Source organism: Nocardioides sp. CCNWLW239 (genome assembly GCF_037137035.1).
Lineage (GTDB): Bacteria > Actinomycetota > Actinomycetes > Propionibacteriales > Nocardioidaceae > Nocardioides.
This window is the reverse complement of record NZ_JBBBNW010000002.1, coordinates 239,180-255,764: the sequence shown is the minus strand read 5'-3', so window position 1 is coordinate 255,764 and position 16,585 is coordinate 239,180. Positions and strand designations below refer to the sequence as shown.

The following is a 16,585-nucleotide window of genomic DNA, read 5'->3' as shown; positions in this document are numbered from 1 at the left end:
ATCTTGCCCCGTACCTTGCGAAGCGAAGCGAGCAAGAGGGGCGGGATGCGCCGACTCGGCGATTTCAGTGAATGACCAGCTGGCCGCAACCTCCCGGTCACCAGGTGACGCCAGGGTTCACCCCGATGACCGAGACCGCTGCCGACGAGAAGCGTGTCGAGACCAACATTGTCGAGTGGGCGATCGCTGCCCTCGTCGGCCTCGCTCTGCTCAGGCTCCTGTGGAGCCTGGTGACCAACGAGAACCTGCTCCCGCGCGAGGTCGTCGACCACCTCCTCCACCCGGACGTCCTCGCCGGGGTCTGGCTCACGGTCCGACTGACCACGCTGGTCTTCGCGCTGGCGGTGGTGATCGGAGTCGCCGTGGTCAGGATGACGCGATCGGGCAACCCGCTGCTGTGCGGGTTCGCCGCGGCGTACGTCTGGGTCTTCGGCAGCATCCCGGTGCTCGTCCAGCTGCTGCTGTGGAGCAACATCGCGCTGGTCTTCCCCGACATCACCTTCGGGATCCCGGGGGTGCACATCGACGCGATGCGGCAGGTCACGCCGGCCCTCGCGGCGATCGCGGGGCTGGCACCGGCGATGGGAGCGTACGCGGCCAGGGCCCTCCCCGGTGGCGACCGGCTCACCGCGCTGGGTGACGTGCTCGTGACGACGCTCCGGGCGACCAGCCTGGTCTCGGTGCTCGCGATCACCGACCTGCTCGGGGTCGTCCGGGCGCTCGAGGAGCGCAACCACCTGATCGTCCCGCTGCTGGTCGTGGCCGCGATCTGGTACCTCCTCCTGGCCACCGCGGCTCGCGGCGCGATCCGCCTGATCGGGCTGGCGCGCGGACGGGTGACCGCGGGCTGACGGCGGGCTGACGGTGACGCCCAGGGTAAAAGTCGGCGACTATTGCAAGACCTGGCATCGCAGATCTTTGTAGAGTGCGGCGCGTGACTTTCGAGCAGGCCTGGCAGCGTTGGCGCGACGAGCGGGAGGCCGAGCTGAGAAGTCCCGAGGGTTTTCTGGCGATCACCGGGCTGCACTGGCTGGGGTCCAGGCCGCAGCGGTTCCCCGGGATCCCGGGGGTGTGGTCCAACGGTCCCGAGGGTGCGGTCGTCGAGCTGGGAGCGGGTGAGTGGCTCGAGCTCGGGGGCACGACCATTGCCGGACGGTACGTCTTCGGTCACGTCGATCCGGTCGGGGTGATCGCCACCTTCGACTCCGGGACGGTCGAGGTCGCCGACCGGTTCGGTACGCCGGTGCTCCGGCCACGGCAGCCGGACGGCCCGTTCCTGCGCGACTACACCGGCACGCCGACGTACGATCCGGACCCGTCGTGGCAGATCACCGCGGCTTTCACGGCCTACGAGACGAGCCGCCCGATCTCGGTCGGCTCGGTCGTCGAAGGCCGCTCGAGCATCATCGACGCCGTGGGGGAGGTGGCGTTCGAGGTGGGCGGACGCCCGCAGCGGCTGATCGCCTTCGACGGCGGCGACGACGAGCTGTGGCTGCTGTTCACCGACGAGACCAGCGGAGTGACGACGTACGCCGCCTGCCGCCAGCTCGCCGTCGAGCCGCCCGTCGACGGGGTGGCGATCCTCGACTTCAACCGCGCGGCCAACATGCCCTGCGCCTACACGATCCACGCCACCTGCCCGCTCCCGCCCGCGAGCAACCACATCGACGTGCTCGTCGAGGCGGGCGAGATGACTCCGCCGCGTCCGCCCGCGGACTGATCGCCGCACCGCGTCGAAGGTTTAACCGTGAGAAACGGACCAGAAACAACCGAACAGGCAGACTAGGCGCATGGCGGGGACGATGTTGTGGAGAGTGCGTACGACGCTGCCGGACCGACCGGGCACGCTGGCGGCGCTGGCTCAGCGCTGCGGTGAGGCCGGGGTCAACATCCTGGGGATGCAGATCTTCCCCGGGCTGGACGAGGTGACCGACGAGTTCGTGCTGCGTACGCCACCGGGATGGAGCGACCTGCGGGTGGCCGAGCTGCTGGCCTCGGCGGGTGGGTGCGACATGGTGATCCAGCCCGCCAACGAGGCTGCCCTCGCCGACCAGCCGACGCGCTACGTCCAGGCCGCACGCCATGTGCTGGAGCGGCCGATGTCGTTCCCGGAGGTGGTCGCCCAGCTCTTCGACGCCGAGGCAGAGGCGCCGCCCGGGGTCGTCCACGACACCATGGAGCTGCGGGTCGCCGATGTCGACGTCCAGCTCCACCGCACCGCCCCCTTCACCGCGACCGAGCACGCCCGCGGCGCCGCGATGGCCGACCTGGTCAACGACGTCCTCGACCGCAGCCGTGAGTCGGCGGCGATCGGCACCACCCCGCCCGTACGCCGTCTCGGCACCGGAAGCACCCCCGACCTCGTCGTCACCGGCGAGACCGTGACCGCGCTCATCGACGGGGTCGCCGTCGGCATCGGCGAGGTCCTGGCCCCGACCGAGGACGACGAGCACGTGCGGGTGATCAACCTGCGCGTCGACCCGGCCTGGCAGCGTCGCGGCATCGGCACCCGGCTGCTCGTCGACACCGCCAAGCTCGCGCACATGCTCGGGGCGGACGAGATCCTGCTCACCACCCAGTCCGACAACCAGGCGGTCCTGCCCATGGTCCTCGCCGCCGGGATGCGCGGGCGCATCCGGATGGCGGGAGATCTGCTGACCGTCAAGGTTCCGGTGCGGGATCTGAAGCCGCTGCAGACGTGACTTCGCCGGGATGACGCCTGGCGTTTTCGGTCACGCCGGAGCCTGAACGTAGAATCTCTTCATGGAGATCCCGGAGAAGTTCGCGACGCTCGGCCTCACCTACGACGACGTACTCCTGATGCCTGGGTACTCGGATCTGGCGCCGTCGGACATCGATACGACCTCCCGGCTGACCCGTGAGATCAACCTCCGGGTCCCGCTCATCTCCGCGGCGATGGACACCGTGACCGAGTCGCGGATGGCGATCGCGATGGCCCGTCAGGGCGGCATCGGCGTGCTCCACCGCAACCTGTCGATCGAGGACCAGGCCTACCAGGTCGACCTGGTCAAGCGCACCCAGACCGGGATCATCTCCAACCCGGTGACCATCGGCCCCGACGCGACGCTGGAGCAGCTCGACAAGCTCGCCGGCGAATACCGGATCTCCGGGTTCCCCGTGGTCGACGTCGACCAGAAGCTGATCGGCATCATCACCAACCGCGACCTGCGGTTCACCCCGGTCGCGGAGTGGGCGACCACCAAGGTCAACGAGGTGATGACCTCGAAGGATCTCATCACCGGCCCCGCGGACATCGCCCGCGAGGAGGCCACCAAGCTGCTGCGCCAGCACAAGCTCGAGCGGCTTCCGCTGGTCGACACCGACGGCCGCATCACCGGCCTGATCACCGTCAAGGACTTCGTGAAGTCCGAGCAGTTCCCCGACGCTTCCAAGGACGCCCAGGGCCGTCTGCTCGTCGGTGCCGCGATCGGCTACTTCGGCGACGCCTGGGACCGGGCCACCACGCTCATCGAGGCCGGTGTCGACGTGCTCGTCGCGGACACGGCCCACGGCAACGTACGCATGCTCATCGACATGGTTCGCCGCCTCAAGACCGACCCGGCCACCAAGCATGTCCAGGTCATCGGCGGCAACGTCGCCACGCGCGAGGGTGCCCAGTCCTTCGTCGACGCGGGCGCCGACGCGGTCAAGGTCGGCGTCGGCCCCGGCTCGATCTGCACCACCCGCGTCGTCACCGGTGTCGGCGTGCCGCAGATCTCGGCCGTCTACGAGGCCTCCCTGGCCTGCAAGCCGGCCGGCGTCCCGGTCATCGCCGACGGCGGCCTGCGCTACTCCGGCGAGATCGGCAAGGCCATCGTCGCCGGCGCCGACACGGTGATGCTCGGCTCGATGCTCGCCGGCACCGAGGAGACCCCCGGCGACCTCGTCCTCATGAACGGCAAGCAGTTCAAGGCCTACCGCGGCATGGGCTCCATGGGCGCGATGTCGTCGCGCGGCAAGAAGTCGTTCTCCAAGGACCGCTACTTCCAGGCCGAGGTCACCGACGACGACATGATCGTCCCCGAGGGCGTCGAGGGTCAGGTCGCCTACAAGGGCGCGCTGGCCACCGTCGCCCACCAGCTCACCGGTGGTCTCCACCAGACGATGTTCTACGTGGGCGCGCGCACCATCCCCGAGCTGCAGGAGAAGGGCCGCTTCATGCGGATCACCTCCGCCTCGCTCAAGGAGTCGCACCCCCACGACGTCCAGGTCACCGCCGAGGCACCCAACTACCACGTCTGAGGCCGCTGTCTGTGAGGCGAGATCCGCGTCTCACATGACGGCTTCATCACGAAGTGGTCTTTTCGGGCACGAAGCCGCTCCGGTCGGAGTTCAATCCGACGTCGGCACGAGTCGGCATTCTGAACCTTCCGGGAGGACCCATGACCGTCATCGACACCGAGAGCTTCGCGCAGGAATGGGCGACGTGGCACGAGGAGCACGAGCAGAGGCGGGCGTCGGCCCACGGCTTCCTCGCGATCACCTCGATCCGCTGGCTGGCCGAGGAGCCGGAGACGTACGACGACGTGCCCGGCGCCTGGTCCACCGGCCCCGACGGTGTCGTCGTGTCGCTGGGTGAGGGCGAGACGCTCCTCGTCGACGGCACGCCGCTCACCGGTCGACACTCCTTCGGCATCATCGAGGAGGGCGGCGGGATCACCGCCAGGTTCGGCGACGCGGCGGTGGAGATCGCCAAGCGCGGCGGCAGCGACATCATCCGCCCGCGCCACCCCGACAACCCGGTCCTGACCGGCTACCGCGGCACCGAGGCCTACGCACCGGACCCGCGATGGGCGATCCGCGGCCGCTTCGTCGCCTACGACGCGCCGGTGCCGACCACCGTGGGATCGGTCGTCGACGGCCTGGAGTTCGTCTACGGCGCGGTCGGCGAGATCGAGCTCGAGATCGACGGTGCGGTGCATCGCCTGACCGCCTTCCCGGGTTCCGCTCCGGGCTCGCTGCACGTGCTCTTCCGCGACGAGACCTCCGGCAGGACGACGTACGGGGCCAACCGCTCCTTGTCCGTCGACGCACCCGACGAGGGAGGAGACGTGGTCGTCGACTTCAACCGCGCGACCAACCTCCCATGCGCCTACACGGCCCACGCCACCTGCCCGCTCCCTCCTCCGGGCAACCACCTCCCGGTCGCGGTCGAGGCAGGGGAGAAGAAGCCCTCCTGACGGCAGGTTGTGAAGCCGAGAGTGGCCCATGGACCACTCTCGGCTTCACAACCCCTCAGAGGACAGCGGCCGGGCGCCGCGAGGGGAGCCCGCCGGCCACCAACAGTGCGGCGATCAGGACGAGCACGGCATTGACGCCGATCGCCACCTGCAGTCCCCCGAGCGATGCGATGCCGCCCGCGGCGGTGGCGACAGTGGACATGATCGGGATGCCGAGCGCGATGGCGACCTGCTGGGTCATCATCGCCAGCCCGGTGGCCAGACCCTGCTCGTGATCGGGCAGCCCGGAGGTGGCGGCGACCATGAATCCGACGATCGCGGCGACGTGGCCGATGGCGCCGACGAAGTTCATCAGGCCGAGGAACCACAGCCAGCCGACCGAGGGCCCGAGCAGGACGAGTACGCCGGTGGTGACCGCCTGCAGGGCGAGCCCGCCCGCCACGGTGTTGCGCACCCCGAAGGCCTCGATGAACCGAGGTCCGACCGAGCCGCCGACGATCGCGCCCAGCCCCATCGCGACGAGCATCAGACCGGTCTGCAGGGCGTCGAGCCCGAGGATGTGCTGGAGGTACATCGTCAGCACGAAGACCAGCGAGGACTCGAAGGCGAAGGTCGCGAAACCGGCGATGTTGCCGAAGCCGATGGTGCGGCGGGTGAGGATCTGCAGCGGCACCAGCGGGTGCGGGTGGGTGGACTCGGCCTTCCAGAAGGCGACCAGCAGGACCGCCGCGACGCCGATCGAGCCCAGCCCCCATGCATCGGTGATGCCGGCCTCGCCCAGGCGGGTCGCGCCGTAGACGAGCGCCAGCAGCCCCGAGGTCACCAGCACGGCGCCGGGAAGGTCGAGCCGCGAGCGCTCCCGGTCACCGGAGTCGCGCAGCACGAACGGAGCGACGGCGACCACCAGCAGGGCGATCGGCACGTTGACCAGGAAGGCCCAGCGCCACGACAACAGGTCGGTGAGCACGCCTCCCAGCACCGCTCCAGCGGTGAACCCGGTCGACATCACGACGCTGTTCAGGCCCAGGGCGCGCTGTCGGAGCGGTCCCTCGGGGAAGGAGACGGTGAGCAACGAGAGCGCGGCCGGGGTGACGGCAGCGGTTGCCAGACCTTGCGCGACCCGGGCGGTGAGCAGCAGTTCGGGTGACGTCGCGATCCCGCCCAGCAGCGAGGCGGCGCCGAGCGCGACCATGCCGATCATGAAGACCCGGCGTCGGCCGACATAGTCGCCGATCCGACCGAAGAGCAGGGTGAACCCGGCCGCGCACAGCGCGAACGCGGTGGCGATCCACTGGACGTCGGCCTCGGCGAAGCCGAGGCTTGCGCCGACGGTCGGCAGTGCCACGTTCAGGATCGAGAAGTCGACGGTGAGGGTGAACTGGGAGGCGAGCAGCAGCAGGAGCACCAGCAGCTGCCCGCGGGTCATGCCGGCCTCGCGTACGGGCTCGGCGTGGAGTGTCGTGGTCATGGCCACAACGGTCGTCTGATCGGCGTACGTCAACCAGACACCTGTCCTGCCACCCATCCGTCTGCCTAGCACTGACAGGGTCAGGAAGAAATCCCGGCGCGGCGGCACTATAGGGACCATGACGACCGAGCTCGGAGAGTTCCTGCGCAGCCGCCGGGCGGCGATCAGCCCCGAAGATGCCGGACTGGTGTCCTACGGCGCCCGCCGCGTCCCAGGACTGCGACGGGAGGAGCTGGCGATGCTGGCCGGCGTCTCGCCGACCTACTACACCCGGCTGGAGCAGGCCGACCATCACAACGCCTCCGACGCCGTGATCGACTCGCTCGCCCGGGCGCTGCGGCTGAGCGCCGAGGAGCACGACCATCTGCGTCGACTCGCTCGCCCGGAGACGGCGGCGCCGGCCCGCTACCGCGTCGAGCGGCCCCGGCCGAGCACGGTGCGCCTGATCCGCGCCGCGCCCGGTCCTGCGCTGCTGATCGACCACCGCAACGATGTGCTCGCCTGGAACCGGCTCGGCCACCTCCTCGTCGCCCCCGAGCTGCCCTTCGAGCAGCCCGACGACGTCGAGAACCGGCCCAATCTGACCAGGCGTTTCTTCCTGGAACCAGGAGGGCGTGACCTGTGGGTCGAGCAGGCCGCCACCGCCTACTCCCATGTCGGTTTCCTCCGCTACTCCTCCGGGCTCCACCCCGCCGACCACCAGCTCAGCTGCCTGGTCGGCGAGCTCACCCAGAAGAGCGACGAGTTCGCCGAGCTGTGGGCGCAGCACCCCGTCAACGACTGCGGCTACGGCGTCAAGAAGTTCCAGCACCCGCTCGTCGGCCGGTTCGATCTCGAGTACGAGGCGCCGGTGATGCCCGAGACCAGCCACCGGATGTGCCTCTATCACGCTGAGCCCGGCAGCCCCGCCGCCGACGCCCTCGAGCTCCTCGCGCGCGGGTTGTGATCGCGGGTTGTGAAGCTGAGAGTGGTCCATGGGTCACTCTCGGCTTCACAACCTCTACAGGTCCTTCGCGTACGTCGCCGGGGGAGCACCCACGACGTCGCGGAAGGTGCGCACCAGATGGGCCTGGTCGCTGAAGTCCAGCTCGGCGGCGACCGCGGCCCAGTCGACGTCGCCGGAGTGGGCGCGTGCGGCGACCTCCAGCACGCGGAACCGCTGCACGACCCACTTCGGGCCGATCCCGACGTAGTCGCTGAACAGACGCTGCAGCGACCGCAGGCTCAGGCCGGCGCGGTCGGCGAGCTGCTCGGCACGGGTGATCGAGCGGTCGTCCTCGGCGAGGGCCGTCCAGCTGCGTACGTCCTCCGCGACGGGGTCGTGGGGAAGGCCGACCTCCAGGAGGTAGGACTCCATCGCGGCGGCCATCTCGGCGGGATCCGTCGCGGAGAGGATCCGGGCTGCGGCCGGCCGGTCGTCGACCCCGAGCAGCTCCTCCGCCGGGACCACCTGGTCGGTGATCGCGCTGACCCGGCTGCCGAGCACCGGGCGGAACAGGCCGGGGAGGAAGGAGACGCCGAGCGTGTGGCCGCGGCCGGTCAGGTGCCGGACGAAGGGGCGGCGGCCGATGCCGTGGACCAGCAGCCGGCCGTCCTCGGCGGCGAGGTGGATCCGCGGCTGCGGGATGACCTGCTGGTCGTGCGGCTGCTCGAGGTCCCAGCCGACGTACCAGTGGTAGTCGACGTGTCCCGACAACGCCGCCGAGACCGCGAACCGCTCTGTCGTGATCGTCCGCGCCGCGGTCACCGGGCGCACGATCGCATCCGGGTAGCCCTTGCTCTCCACCTGGCCAGCCATGCCGCCAACGATATGGCGCGTTCCTTCAATCCCGCGCCGCTCCTCCCAGAGGAGGCTGGTGCCATGACCGAACAGAACACTGACACGACCTACGGGAACAAGGCGAGCACCACGATGAGCGTCGCGCGCTGGCACGAGGAGGCCTACGTCGACATCGACGGCGAGGGCACCCGGATGGGCGACGACGTCTACATCCCCACGCGCGGCCTGACCACGGCCGAGACCGACTACACCTACGCCGGGGAGATCGAGGGCAAGGGCACAGCAAGGATGATCGGTGCCTACGGCAACCCCGCCGGTGGCGCGGTCTTCGAGGCGTACGAGCAGTTCACCGGCTCCATCGCCGGCCAGGAGGGCTCCTGCGTGTGGCGGATCAGCGGGACGTACGCGGACAAGACCGTCCGCTCGCACCTCACGATCATCCCCGGCCTCGGCACCGGCGGCCTCGAGGGCCTCGTCGGCGAGGCGGACATGGTGCTCTCCGAGGAGGGTGGCGGGGAGGCGTACGGCCTCGTGCTCTCCTACGACTGGAGCTGAGCGCGCGGGCGGGGGACCCGGGCGGCGGAGGACTGACCGAGCCAGGCTGGCAGGGCGCTGCGCACGTCCTCGGTGGCGCTGATGGTGACCATCTCGGCGCGCAGCGCCATCGGCCAGGCGAGGTCGCCGCGCCAGATCTCGGTGAGGGTACGCAGGCCGCAGGTGAGCCGGGCGTCGACCTCGAAGCCGGGGTCGAAGTCGCAGACCTCGGCCTGGTCGCCGGTGACCACGAGCCACCAGCGGGCGACCTTCGGGTCGACGTCGGTGAGGCGGAACTCGACCACCGTGCGCTGCCGCGGCCACACCTCGATCGGGATCGTGCGGCGCATGTCCCAGAAGAGCAGGTGGGGGTCGAGGTCTGCCTGACCCAGCGAGCCGACCCAGCGGGCACCCCACTCGTTGAGCGCGGTCACCACCGTGGCGAGCTCCTGGCCGCTGTCGGTGAGGTGGTAGGACGTACGCTGCCCCTCGCCGCGCCGCTGGATGATGCCCGCGCGCTCCAGGGTGCGCAGGCGCTTGGAGAGCAGGGCCGGAGACATCTTCGGCACGCCGCGGCGCAGCTCGTTGAAGTGGGTGCTGCCGAGCAGCAGCTCGCGGACGACGAGCAGCGTCCACCGCTCGTCGAGCACCTCCATGGCCTTCGCCATCGGACAGAACTGGCCGTATCCCGCCACCGGACCGCCTCCTCGCGCAGCCCGAGATCCCTGCGTTCAGTAGACCGCTGATGGGGGCGGGTGGCAAGGGCGGGGGACTGGTACAGATTCAGAAGCGGTGGGGGTTCAGATCCGGCACTATCCGGGCGGCGGCCGGGCCGGTGAGGCTGGAGTCTCCAGATCACCTCTCGGGTCGACGTCTTGGAGGACGACATGACCGCAGCACCCGCTTCACCTGACCTGAAGGCCCGGCACCGCGCGATGTGGGGCCTGGGCAACTATGCCCGGGTCGCCGACGAGCTGATCCCCGAGCTCGGGCAGGTGATCGTCGAGGCCTGTGAGATCGGGCCGGGCGACCACGTACTCGACATCGCCGCCGGCACCGGGAACGCGGCCATCCCTGCCGCCCTGGCCGGGGCGGAGGTGACCGCGAGCGACCTGACGCCGGAGCTGCTCGAGATCGGGCAGTCCCAGGCCGAGGCGGCCGGTGCCGACTCGATCACCTGGCGCGTCGCCGATGCCGAGGCGCTGGCGTTCGACGACGGCGCGTTCGACGTCGCCATGTCCTGTGTCGGCATCATGTTCGCGCCGTTCCACGAGAAGGCTGCCGGGGAGCTGCTCCGGGTGGTGCGGCCGGGCGGCCGGATCGGGCTGGTCAGCTGGACCCCGGAGGGCTTCATCGGCCAGATGTTCGCGACGATGAAGCCGTTCATGGCGCCCCCGCCCGAGGGGGCGCAGCCGCCGCCTCGGTGGGGCGACGAGACCCACGTACGCGGTCTGCTCGGGGACGCGGTGACCTCCGTCCAGGCGGAGAAGCGTGTGGTCGACATCGACTCGTTCGCCACCGGGGCGGAGTTCCGGGACTTCTTCAAGGCTTGCTACGGACCGACGATCGTCGCCTACCGCGGGATCGCCGACGACGCGTCCCGGACTGCGGAGCTCGACGCCGCGCTCGCCGAGCTGGGGGACCGCTACCTCTCCGCGGGGACGATGAGCTGGGAGTACCTGCTGCTGACCGCGGTACGCAGCTAGCCTCGTCATCGGTCCAGGTCGGGCGTGCTTTCCGATCTCGATCCGGTCCCGTGGAACAATCCGTCGTGTGACTGAGATCGAGATCGGCCGGGCCAAGCGAGCACGACGGGCGTACGCCTTCGACGACGTGGCGATCGTGCCGTCGCGGCGCACCCGTGACACCACCGAGGTCAGCACCGACTGGCAGATCGACGCCTACCGCTTCGACATCCCGCTGATCGCGGCGCCGATGGACTCGGTGATGTCGCCGTCGACCGCGATCGCGATGGGCAAGCTCGGCGGGCTGGGTGTGCTCAACCTCGAGGGCGTGTGGACCCGTTACGACGACCCGCAGCCGCTGCTCGACGAGCTCGCCTCGCTGAGCGGAGTGGACGCGACCCGGCGACTGCAGGAGATCTACGAGGCCCCGATCCGGGCCGAGCTGATCACCGAGCGGCTGCGCGAGGTGCGCGCCTCCGGTGTCACCGTCGCCGGCGCGCTCTCCCCGCAGCGCACCAAGGAGTTCGCCAAGGCGGTCGTCGACGCCGGCGTCGACCTCTTCGTCATCCGCGGCACCACCGTCTCCGCCGAGCACGTCTCCTCGCAGGCCGAGCCGCTCAACCTCAAGGAGTTCATCTACGAGCTCGACGTGCCGGTCATCGTCGGCGGCTGCGCGACCTACCAGGCCGCGCTCCACCTGATGCGCACCGGCGCGGCCGGTGTCCTCGTCGGCTTCGGCGGCGGCGCGGCCCACACCACCCGGACCGTGCTCGGTGTCGCGGTGCCGATGGCCTCCGCCGTCGCCGACGTCGCCGCCGCGCGCCGCGACTACCTCGACGAGTCCGGCGGCCGCTACGTGCACGTCATCGCCGACGGCGCCGTCGGCCGCTCCGGTGACATCGCCAAGGCGATCGCCTGCGGTGCCGACGCGGTCATGGTGGGTAGCCCGTTCGCGCGTGCGACGGACGCTCCCGGCAAGGGCTTCCACTGGGGCAACGAGGCCCACCACGCCGACCTGCCCCGCGGTGAGCGCGTCGCCTTCTCGCCCGTCGGCACCTTCGAGGAGGTCCTCTTCGGGCCGTCCCACGTCGCCGACGGCACCATGAACCTCGTCGGCGCCCTCAAGCGCGCGATGGCCACCACCGGCTACACCGATCTCAAGGAGTTCCAGCGGATCGAGGTCGTCGTCGGCTGACCCGCCGGCGCCGAGAGGTCACCTACGCAGGCCGAGAGGTCACCTACGCAGGCCGAGAGGTCGCTCCCGCAGGCCGAGACGTCACCCTGGTGACGTCTCGGCCTGTTTGCGTGACGGTTCGCGGTGCGGCTTTGGGGGCGGCTGCCGAGAAGTCGCTCCGGTCGGCCGAGGCGTCACCGTCGTGACCACTCGGCCGACCGGAGTGACGCCTCGTCATACGTACGTGACGGCTCGCCCGACGTACGCGACGGTTCGCCGGACGTACGTGACGCCTCGCCCGACGTACGTGACGGCTCGCCCGACGTACGTGACGGCTCGGCCGACGCGCCTGACGCCTCGCCCGACCTACGCGACGCCTCGGCCGGCGCGGGTGACTTCTCGGCATTGCTTGGACATCGACCTTCCATGTTCTTGGGCTACCCCGTAGAGTGACGGTCACCACCACCTAAGCGAGCGCTTAGATTAGCCGAGCACAGACGAGGGATTGAGCATGTCGAGGTTCGAGGGACGTACGGCGATCATCACCGGGGCCAGTCGGGGGATCGGGTTGGGCATCGCCCAGCGCCTGGTGGACGAGGGGGCGAGGGTCGTCATCACCGCACGCAAGCCCGAGGCGCTGGCGGAGGCGGTCGAGTCCCTCGGGGGCAAGACGAAGGCCCTCGGCATCGCCGGGAAGGCCGACGACCCCGCGCACCAGGAGGAGGTCGTCAAGGCGGCCATCGACACCTTCGGCAGCGCCGACTTCATGGTCAACAACGCGGGCATCAACCCGAAGGCGGGCGGCCTGATCGACATGGACCGCGAGTCGGCCCGCAAGACGGTCGAGGTCAACTGCCTCTCGCCGATCGGCTGGACCCAGCAGGTCTGGCGGCAGTGGATGTCCGAGCACGGCGGTGCGGTCGTCAACATCTCCTCCGTGGCCGGCCTGGCCCCGACGCCGCTGATCGCCACCTACGGCGCGAGCAAGGCGATGCTCAGCTACATCACCCAGGAGCTCTCGGTCGAGCTCGGCCCGAAGGTACGCGTCAACGCGATCCTCCCGGCGGTCGTGAAGACCAAGTTTGCCGAGCTCCTCTACGAGGGCCGCGAGGACGAGGTCTCGGCCGCTTACCCGCTCAAGCGCCTCGGGACTCCCGAGGACATCGCCGGGGCCGCCGCGTTCCTCCTCTCCGAGGACGCCGGCTGGATGACCGGCCAGCTCGTCACCGTCGACGGCGGCCTCACCCTCGCCGGCGGACGCGTCTGATGCCGATCGCTCCCGACAGCACCGCCGTCGTCACCGGCGCCGCGGGCGGGATCGGCCGCGCGCTGGCCGCCCGCCTCGTCGCCGAGGGCGTCCGCGTCGTGGTCAACGACATCGACGACGTACGCCTCGCCGAGACCGCCAAGGAGATCGGCGCCCACCCGGTGGCCGGCGACGCGGCTTCCGTGGAGGGCGTCGCCCGCCTGGTCGAGGCGGCGAAGGACCACCTCGGCCAGATCGACGCGTGGTACGGAAACGCCGGCATCGACCGCGGCATCGGCCTGGACTGTTCCGAGGAGGACTGGCAGGCGTCGCACGAGGTCAACGTCATGGCCCACGTCAGGGCGGCGAGGCTCCTCGTCCCCGACTGGGTCGAGCGGAAGGCGGGCCGTTACGTGGTGACCGCGAGCGCGGCGGGGCTGCTGATGATGATCGGCGCTCCTACCTACACCGTGACCAAGCACGGCGCGGTCGCCTTCGCGGAGTGGCTCTCGGCGACCTACCGCCATCACGGGATCGTCGTCCAGGCGATCTGCCCGCAGGGCGTGCAGACCGGGATGCTCGAGCGGTCGGGCCAGATGGCGGGCCTGCTCGGCCGTGACGGAACGCTGTCGCCCGAGCAGGTCGCCGACGCGGCCTGGGAGGCGACCAAGGACGACCGCTTCCTGGTGCTCCCGCACCCGGAGGTGGGTGACTACTACGCCGCGCGAGCCACACAGACCGACAAGTGGCTCGGCGGCATGAACCGACTCTGGCAGCACGTGGAGGGACAGGTATGAAGGCGTGGCGGATCAACGAGCTCGGTGAGCCCAAGGACGTGATGCGTCTCGAGGAGGTGCCTGACCCGACACCCGGCTCCGGGCAGCTGGTCGTGAAGGTGCTGGCCAGCCCGGCCAACTTCCCCGACGTACTGATGGCTCGTGGCCTCTACCAGGTCAAGCCCGAGCTGCCGTTCACCGCGGGTGTCGAGCTGTGCGGCGAGATCGTCGCGCTCGGTGAGAACGTGGCCGGGTTCCAGATCGGTGATCGCGTCATCGGCGGCGCAGCCCTGCCGTACGGCGGCTTCGGCGAGCTCGCGCTGATGGACGCCGCGACCACGTTCCCGGCCCCCGAGGCGCTCACCGACGCCGAGGCGTCGAGCCTCTACATCGGCTACCAGACCGGCTGGTTCGGACTGCATCGCCGAGCACACATCCAGCCCGGCGAGACGCTGCTCGTGCACGCCGCCGCAGGCGGGGTCGGCAGCGCCGCGATCCAGCTCGGCAAGGCCGCCGGCGCGACCGTGATCGGCGTCGTCGGCGGGCCCGAGAAGGCCGCGGTGGCCAAGCAGCTCGGCGCCGATGTCGTCATCGACCGCCACACCGAGGACTTCGTGAAGGTGGTCAAGGAGGTCACCGGCGGCAAGGGCGCCGACGTGATCTACGACCCGGTCGGCGGCGACACCTACGACCGTTCGACCAAGTGCATCGCCTTCGAGGGCCGGATCCTGATCATCGGCTTCGCCGGTGGCCGCATCCAGGAGGCCGCGCTCAACCACGCCCTGATCAAGAACTACTCGATCGTCGGGCTCCACTGGGGCCTCTACAACATGCTCGGCCCCCAGCTCGTCCAGGAGTGCCACGCCGAGCTCACCCGGATGGCGGCCGAGGGCTCGATCAAGCCGCTGGTCAGCGAGGAGCTGTCCCTGGACGAGGTGGCCGACGGCGTGCAGCGTCTTGCCGACGGCACCACGGTCGGACGGGTCGTGTACGTCGCATGAAGGCCGTCATCTTCGACTACGGCGGGGTGCTGACCACGCCGATCGGTGACTCGATCCGGACCTGGCTGGAGGCCGACGGCATCAAGCCGGAGAGCTTCACGGTGGTGCTCAAGGAGTGGCTGGGTCGCTACGCGGACGCCGGCACCCCGATCCACCGCCTCGAGCTCGGTGAGCTGTCGGTCAAGGAGTTCGACAGGCTCCTGGCCGCCCGCCTGGAGACGTACGACGGCAGTCCGGTCGATCCCGAAGGCGTCCTGAACCGGCTCTTCGCCGGGATGCGGCCCAACCCGGAGATGTTCGCGCTGGCCGAGGAGCTCCGCGACGCCGGCATCCGGCTGGCCCTGCTCTCCAACAGCTGGGGCAACTTCTACCCGCGCAAGCAGGTCGACGCGCTGTTCGAGGTCGTGGTGATCTCCGAGGAGGTCGCGATGCGCAAGCCGGAGGCACCGATCTTCGAACGCACCCTGAGCCGGCTCGGGCTCCGGGCCGAGGAGTGTCTCTTCATCGACGACGCCGAGCCCAACGTCCTCGGAGCCCGCGCGGTCGGTCTCGACGCCCTGCTCCACACCGACGCGGCGAGCACCCGCGCAGCGCTCGCCCGGATGATCCCCGCACTCGGAGGTGCCGCGTGAGTAACACCCCACGACGTCCTCGCTCCGCTCCGGGCGCCGCGGGGACCCCGAAAACCACGACCGAATCCCTGCCCGGACTCGACCTGGACCGCCTGGGCCCATGGCTCGCCGAGAACGTGGCTGGCGCGGGCACCGAGCTGAGCGCCACCCACATCTCCGGGGGCAAGTCCAACCTGACGTACGCCGTCTCCGACGGCACCCACGAGTGGATCGTCCGCCGCCCGCCGCTGGGGCACGTGCTCGCCACCGCCCACGACATGAAGCGTGAGCACACCGTGATCACGGCGCTGCGCGACACCGACGTGCCGGTGCCGCACACGTTCGCGTTCTGCGCCGACGAGGAGGTGCTCGGCGCGCCGTTCTACGTGATGGAGAAGGTCGACGGCCGGCCCTACCGCTACGCCCGCGAGCTCGAGCCGCTCGGTGCGGACCGCACGAGGGCGATCTCGGAGCAGCTCATCGACGTGATGGCGGCGCTGCACGCGGTCGACCCGGCGAAGGTCGGACTGAGCGAGTTCGGCCGTCCGGAGGGGTTCCTGTCCCGGCAGGTCCGGCGCTGGAAGAAGCAGCTGGACGCGTCGTACTCCCGCGATCTTCCGGCCGCCGACGAGCTGTACGCGCTGCTGGAGCGCAGGGTGGATGCCGCCGAGGCCGCCTCGACCGGTCCCGGGATCGTGCACGGCGACTACCGGCTCGACAACGTACTCACCGACGAGGCCGACCAGATCAAGGCGGTCGTCGACTGGGAGATGGCCACGCTCGGCGACCCGGTGACCGATCTGGCGATCCTGCTCACCTACCAGCGGATGGCGGAGGTCTCCGGCGACGGCACCGTGACCGACGTCAGCAACGCGCCCGGCTGGCTCACCGAGGACGAGATCATCGCCCGCTACGACGCGGCCAGCCCGCGCGACCTGAGCGAGTTCGGCTTCTACCGCGGGCTGGCCGCCTACAAGCTCGCCGCGATCCTCGAGGGGATCCACTACCGCTACCTCAAGGGCCAGACCGTGGGGCCCGGTTTCGACAAGATCGGGGACGGGATCCACCCGCTCCTGGACATGGGACTGTCTGCAATGAAGGAGAAGTGA

Annotated in this window: 18 protein-coding genes; 15 read left to right on the top strand and 3 right to left on the bottom strand. The window is 70.1% G+C overall.

From position 1 onward, the window contains the following. Nucleotides 1-125: 125 nt before the first annotated feature. The 5 genes from WBG06_RS07150 (at nt 126) to WBG06_RS07130 (ending at nt 5,201) form a co-directional block, all read left to right on the top strand. Nucleotides 126-851, top strand: coding sequence for a hypothetical protein (locus WBG06_RS07150; RefSeq protein ID WP_336735899.1), 726 nt, complete (start codon nt 126-128; stop codon nt 849-851). Nucleotides 852-934: 83 nt separating this feature from the next. Continuing rightward, nucleotides 935-1,720: a DUF1684 domain-containing protein gene (locus WBG06_RS07145; RefSeq protein ID WP_336735898.1), complete on the top strand. Its 786-nt coding sequence runs from the start codon at nt 935-937 to the stop codon at nt 1,718-1,720. Between the two features lie 70 nt (nt 1,721-1,790). Beyond that, complete coding sequence (locus WBG06_RS07140; protein ID WP_336735897.1) at nt 1,791-2,702, top strand: GNAT family N-acetyltransferase; 912 nt, start codon at nt 1,791-1,793, stop codon at nt 2,700-2,702. A gap of 61 nt (nt 2,703-2,763) precedes the next feature. Next, the gene (gene guaB / locus WBG06_RS07135; protein ID WP_336735896.1) at nt 2,764-4,263 is read left to right on the top strand and encodes an IMP dehydrogenase; all 1,500 of its coding nucleotides are present in this window, start codon (nt 2,764-2,766) and stop codon (nt 4,261-4,263) included. Nucleotides 4,264-4,403: 140 nt separating this feature from the next. Next, nucleotides 4,404-5,201 (top strand): DUF1684 domain-containing protein, encoded by a 798-nt coding sequence (locus WBG06_RS07130; protein ID WP_336735895.1) that lies wholly within the window; start codon nt 4,404-4,406, stop codon nt 5,199-5,201. Nucleotides 5,202-5,256: 55 nt separating this feature from the next. Here the strand turns inward: WBG06_RS07130 and WBG06_RS07125 are convergent, their stop codons facing one another. After that, nucleotides 5,257-6,669, bottom strand: a complete 1,413-nt coding sequence (locus tag WBG06_RS07125; RefSeq protein WP_336735894.1) for an MFS transporter — start codon at nt 6,667-6,669, stop codon at nt 5,257-5,259. Between the two features lie 118 nt (nt 6,670-6,787). On the opposite strand from WBG06_RS07125, the gene WBG06_RS07120 reads away from it, so the two are divergent. After that, a complete protein-coding gene (locus tag WBG06_RS07120; protein ID WP_336735893.1) occupies nt 6,788-7,615 on the top strand; it encodes a helix-turn-helix transcriptional regulator in 828 nt (275 codons plus the stop codon). A 54-nt stretch (nt 7,616-7,669) separates the two neighbouring features. Here WBG06_RS07120 and WBG06_RS07115 read toward each other — a convergent pair whose 3' ends face one another. Continuing rightward, on the bottom strand, nt 7,670-8,467 hold the full coding sequence (locus WBG06_RS07115) for a helix-turn-helix domain-containing protein (protein WP_336735892.1): 798 nt from the start codon (nt 8,465-8,467) through the stop codon (nt 7,670-7,672). A 63-nt stretch (nt 8,468-8,530) separates the two neighbouring features. Here WBG06_RS07115 and WBG06_RS07110 point away from each other — a divergent pair, with 63 nt between their 5' ends. Then, nucleotides 8,531-9,004, top strand: a complete 474-nt coding sequence (locus WBG06_RS07110; RefSeq protein ID WP_336735891.1) for a DUF3224 domain-containing protein — start codon at nt 8,531-8,533, stop codon at nt 9,002-9,004. Here the strand turns inward: WBG06_RS07110 and WBG06_RS07105 are convergent. Beyond that, nucleotides 8,989-9,678 carry a winged helix-turn-helix transcriptional regulator gene (locus tag WBG06_RS07105; RefSeq protein ID WP_336735890.1) on the bottom strand — a complete coding sequence of 230 codons (690 nt, stop codon included), beginning with the start codon at nt 9,676-9,678 and terminating at the stop codon, nt 8,989-8,991. The two genes, WBG06_RS07110 and WBG06_RS07105, sit on opposite strands and share 16 nt — an antisense overlap. A 192-nt stretch (nt 9,679-9,870) precedes the next feature. On the opposite strand from WBG06_RS07105, the gene WBG06_RS07100 reads away from it, so the two are divergent. The 8 genes from WBG06_RS07100 to WBG06_RS07065 all read left to right on the top strand — a co-directional run bounded on the left by WBG06_RS07100 (nt 9,871) and on the right by WBG06_RS07065 (nt 16,585). Next, nucleotides 9,871-10,689 (top strand): class I SAM-dependent methyltransferase, encoded by an 819-nt coding sequence (locus WBG06_RS07100; protein WP_336735889.1) that lies wholly within the window; start codon nt 9,871-9,873, stop codon nt 10,687-10,689. A gap of 67 nt (nt 10,690-10,756) precedes the next feature. Further along, nucleotides 10,757-11,863 carry a GuaB3 family IMP dehydrogenase-related protein gene (locus WBG06_RS07095; protein WP_336735888.1) on the top strand — a complete coding sequence of 369 codons (1,107 nt, stop codon included), beginning with the start codon at nt 10,757-10,759 and terminating at the stop codon, nt 11,861-11,863. A 123-nt stretch (nt 11,864-11,986) separates the two neighbouring features. Then, on the top strand, nt 11,987-12,295 hold the full coding sequence (locus tag WBG06_RS07090; RefSeq protein ID WP_336735887.1) for a hypothetical protein: 309 nt from the start codon (nt 11,987-11,989) through the stop codon (nt 12,293-12,295). Nucleotides 12,296-12,353: 58 nt separating this feature from the next. Continuing rightward, on the top strand, nt 12,354-13,109 hold the full coding sequence (locus WBG06_RS07085; RefSeq protein ID WP_336735886.1) for an SDR family oxidoreductase: 756 nt from the start codon (nt 12,354-12,356) through the stop codon (nt 13,107-13,109). Continuing rightward, entirely contained in the window at nt 13,109-13,885 is a 777-nt protein-coding gene (locus tag WBG06_RS07080) for an SDR family oxidoreductase (protein ID WP_336735885.1), read from the top strand. Before WBG06_RS07085 ends, WBG06_RS07080 begins: the two co-directional genes overlap by 1 nt. Next, entirely contained in the window at nt 13,882-14,865 is a 984-nt protein-coding gene (locus tag WBG06_RS07075) for an NADPH:quinone oxidoreductase family protein (protein ID WP_336735884.1), read from the top strand. The genes WBG06_RS07080 and WBG06_RS07075 overlap by 4 nt, the downstream gene beginning before the upstream one ends. Next, on the top strand, nt 14,862-15,497 hold the full coding sequence (locus tag WBG06_RS07070) for an HAD family hydrolase (protein WP_336735883.1): 636 nt from the start codon (nt 14,862-14,864) through the stop codon (nt 15,495-15,497). The genes WBG06_RS07075 and WBG06_RS07070 overlap by 4 nt, the downstream gene beginning before the upstream one ends. After that, entirely contained in the window at nt 15,494-16,585 is a 1,092-nt protein-coding gene (locus tag WBG06_RS07065; RefSeq protein WP_336735882.1) for a phosphotransferase family protein, read from the top strand. The genes WBG06_RS07070 and WBG06_RS07065 overlap by 4 nt, the downstream gene beginning before the upstream one ends.

What these genes read in the sequence shown, in the direction of transcription:
- WBG06_RS07150 (WP_336735899.1), top strand. Translation starts at nt 126, where the DNA reads ATGACCGAGACCGCTGCCGACGAGAAGCGTGTCGAGACCAACATTGTC.
- WBG06_RS07140 (WP_336735897.1), top strand. Translation starts at nt 1,791, where the DNA reads ATGGCGGGGACGATGTTGTGGAGAGTGCGTACGACGCTGCCGGACCGA.
- guaB (WP_336735896.1), top strand. Translation starts at nt 2,764, where the DNA reads ATGGAGATCCCGGAGAAGTTCGCGACGCTCGGCCTCACCTACGACGAC.
- WBG06_RS07130 (WP_336735895.1), top strand. Translation starts at nt 4,404, where the DNA reads ATGACCGTCATCGACACCGAGAGCTTCGCGCAGGAATGGGCGACGTGG.
- WBG06_RS07125 (WP_336735894.1), bottom strand. Translation starts at nt 6,669, where the DNA reads ATGACCACGACACTCCACGCCGAGCCCGTACGCGAGGCCGGCATGACC.
- WBG06_RS07120 (WP_336735893.1), top strand. Translation starts at nt 6,788, where the DNA reads ATGACGACCGAGCTCGGAGAGTTCCTGCGCAGCCGCCGGGCGGCGATC.
- WBG06_RS07115 (WP_336735892.1), bottom strand. Translation starts at nt 8,467, where the DNA reads ATGGCTGGCCAGGTGGAGAGCAAGGGCTACCCGGATGCGATCGTGCGC.
- WBG06_RS07110 (WP_336735891.1), top strand. Translation starts at nt 8,531, where the DNA reads ATGACCGAACAGAACACTGACACGACCTACGGGAACAAGGCGAGCACC.
- WBG06_RS07100 (WP_336735889.1), top strand. Translation starts at nt 9,871, where the DNA reads ATGACCGCAGCACCCGCTTCACCTGACCTGAAGGCCCGGCACCGCGCG.
- WBG06_RS07085 (WP_336735886.1), top strand. Translation starts at nt 12,354, where the DNA reads ATGTCGAGGTTCGAGGGACGTACGGCGATCATCACCGGGGCCAGTCGG.
- WBG06_RS07080 (WP_336735885.1), top strand. Translation starts at nt 13,109, where the DNA reads ATGCCGATCGCTCCCGACAGCACCGCCGTCGTCACCGGCGCCGCGGGC.
- WBG06_RS07075 (WP_336735884.1), top strand. Translation starts at nt 13,882, where the DNA reads ATGAAGGCGTGGCGGATCAACGAGCTCGGTGAGCCCAAGGACGTGATG.
- WBG06_RS07070 (WP_336735883.1), top strand. Translation starts at nt 14,862, where the DNA reads ATGAAGGCCGTCATCTTCGACTACGGCGGGGTGCTGACCACGCCGATC.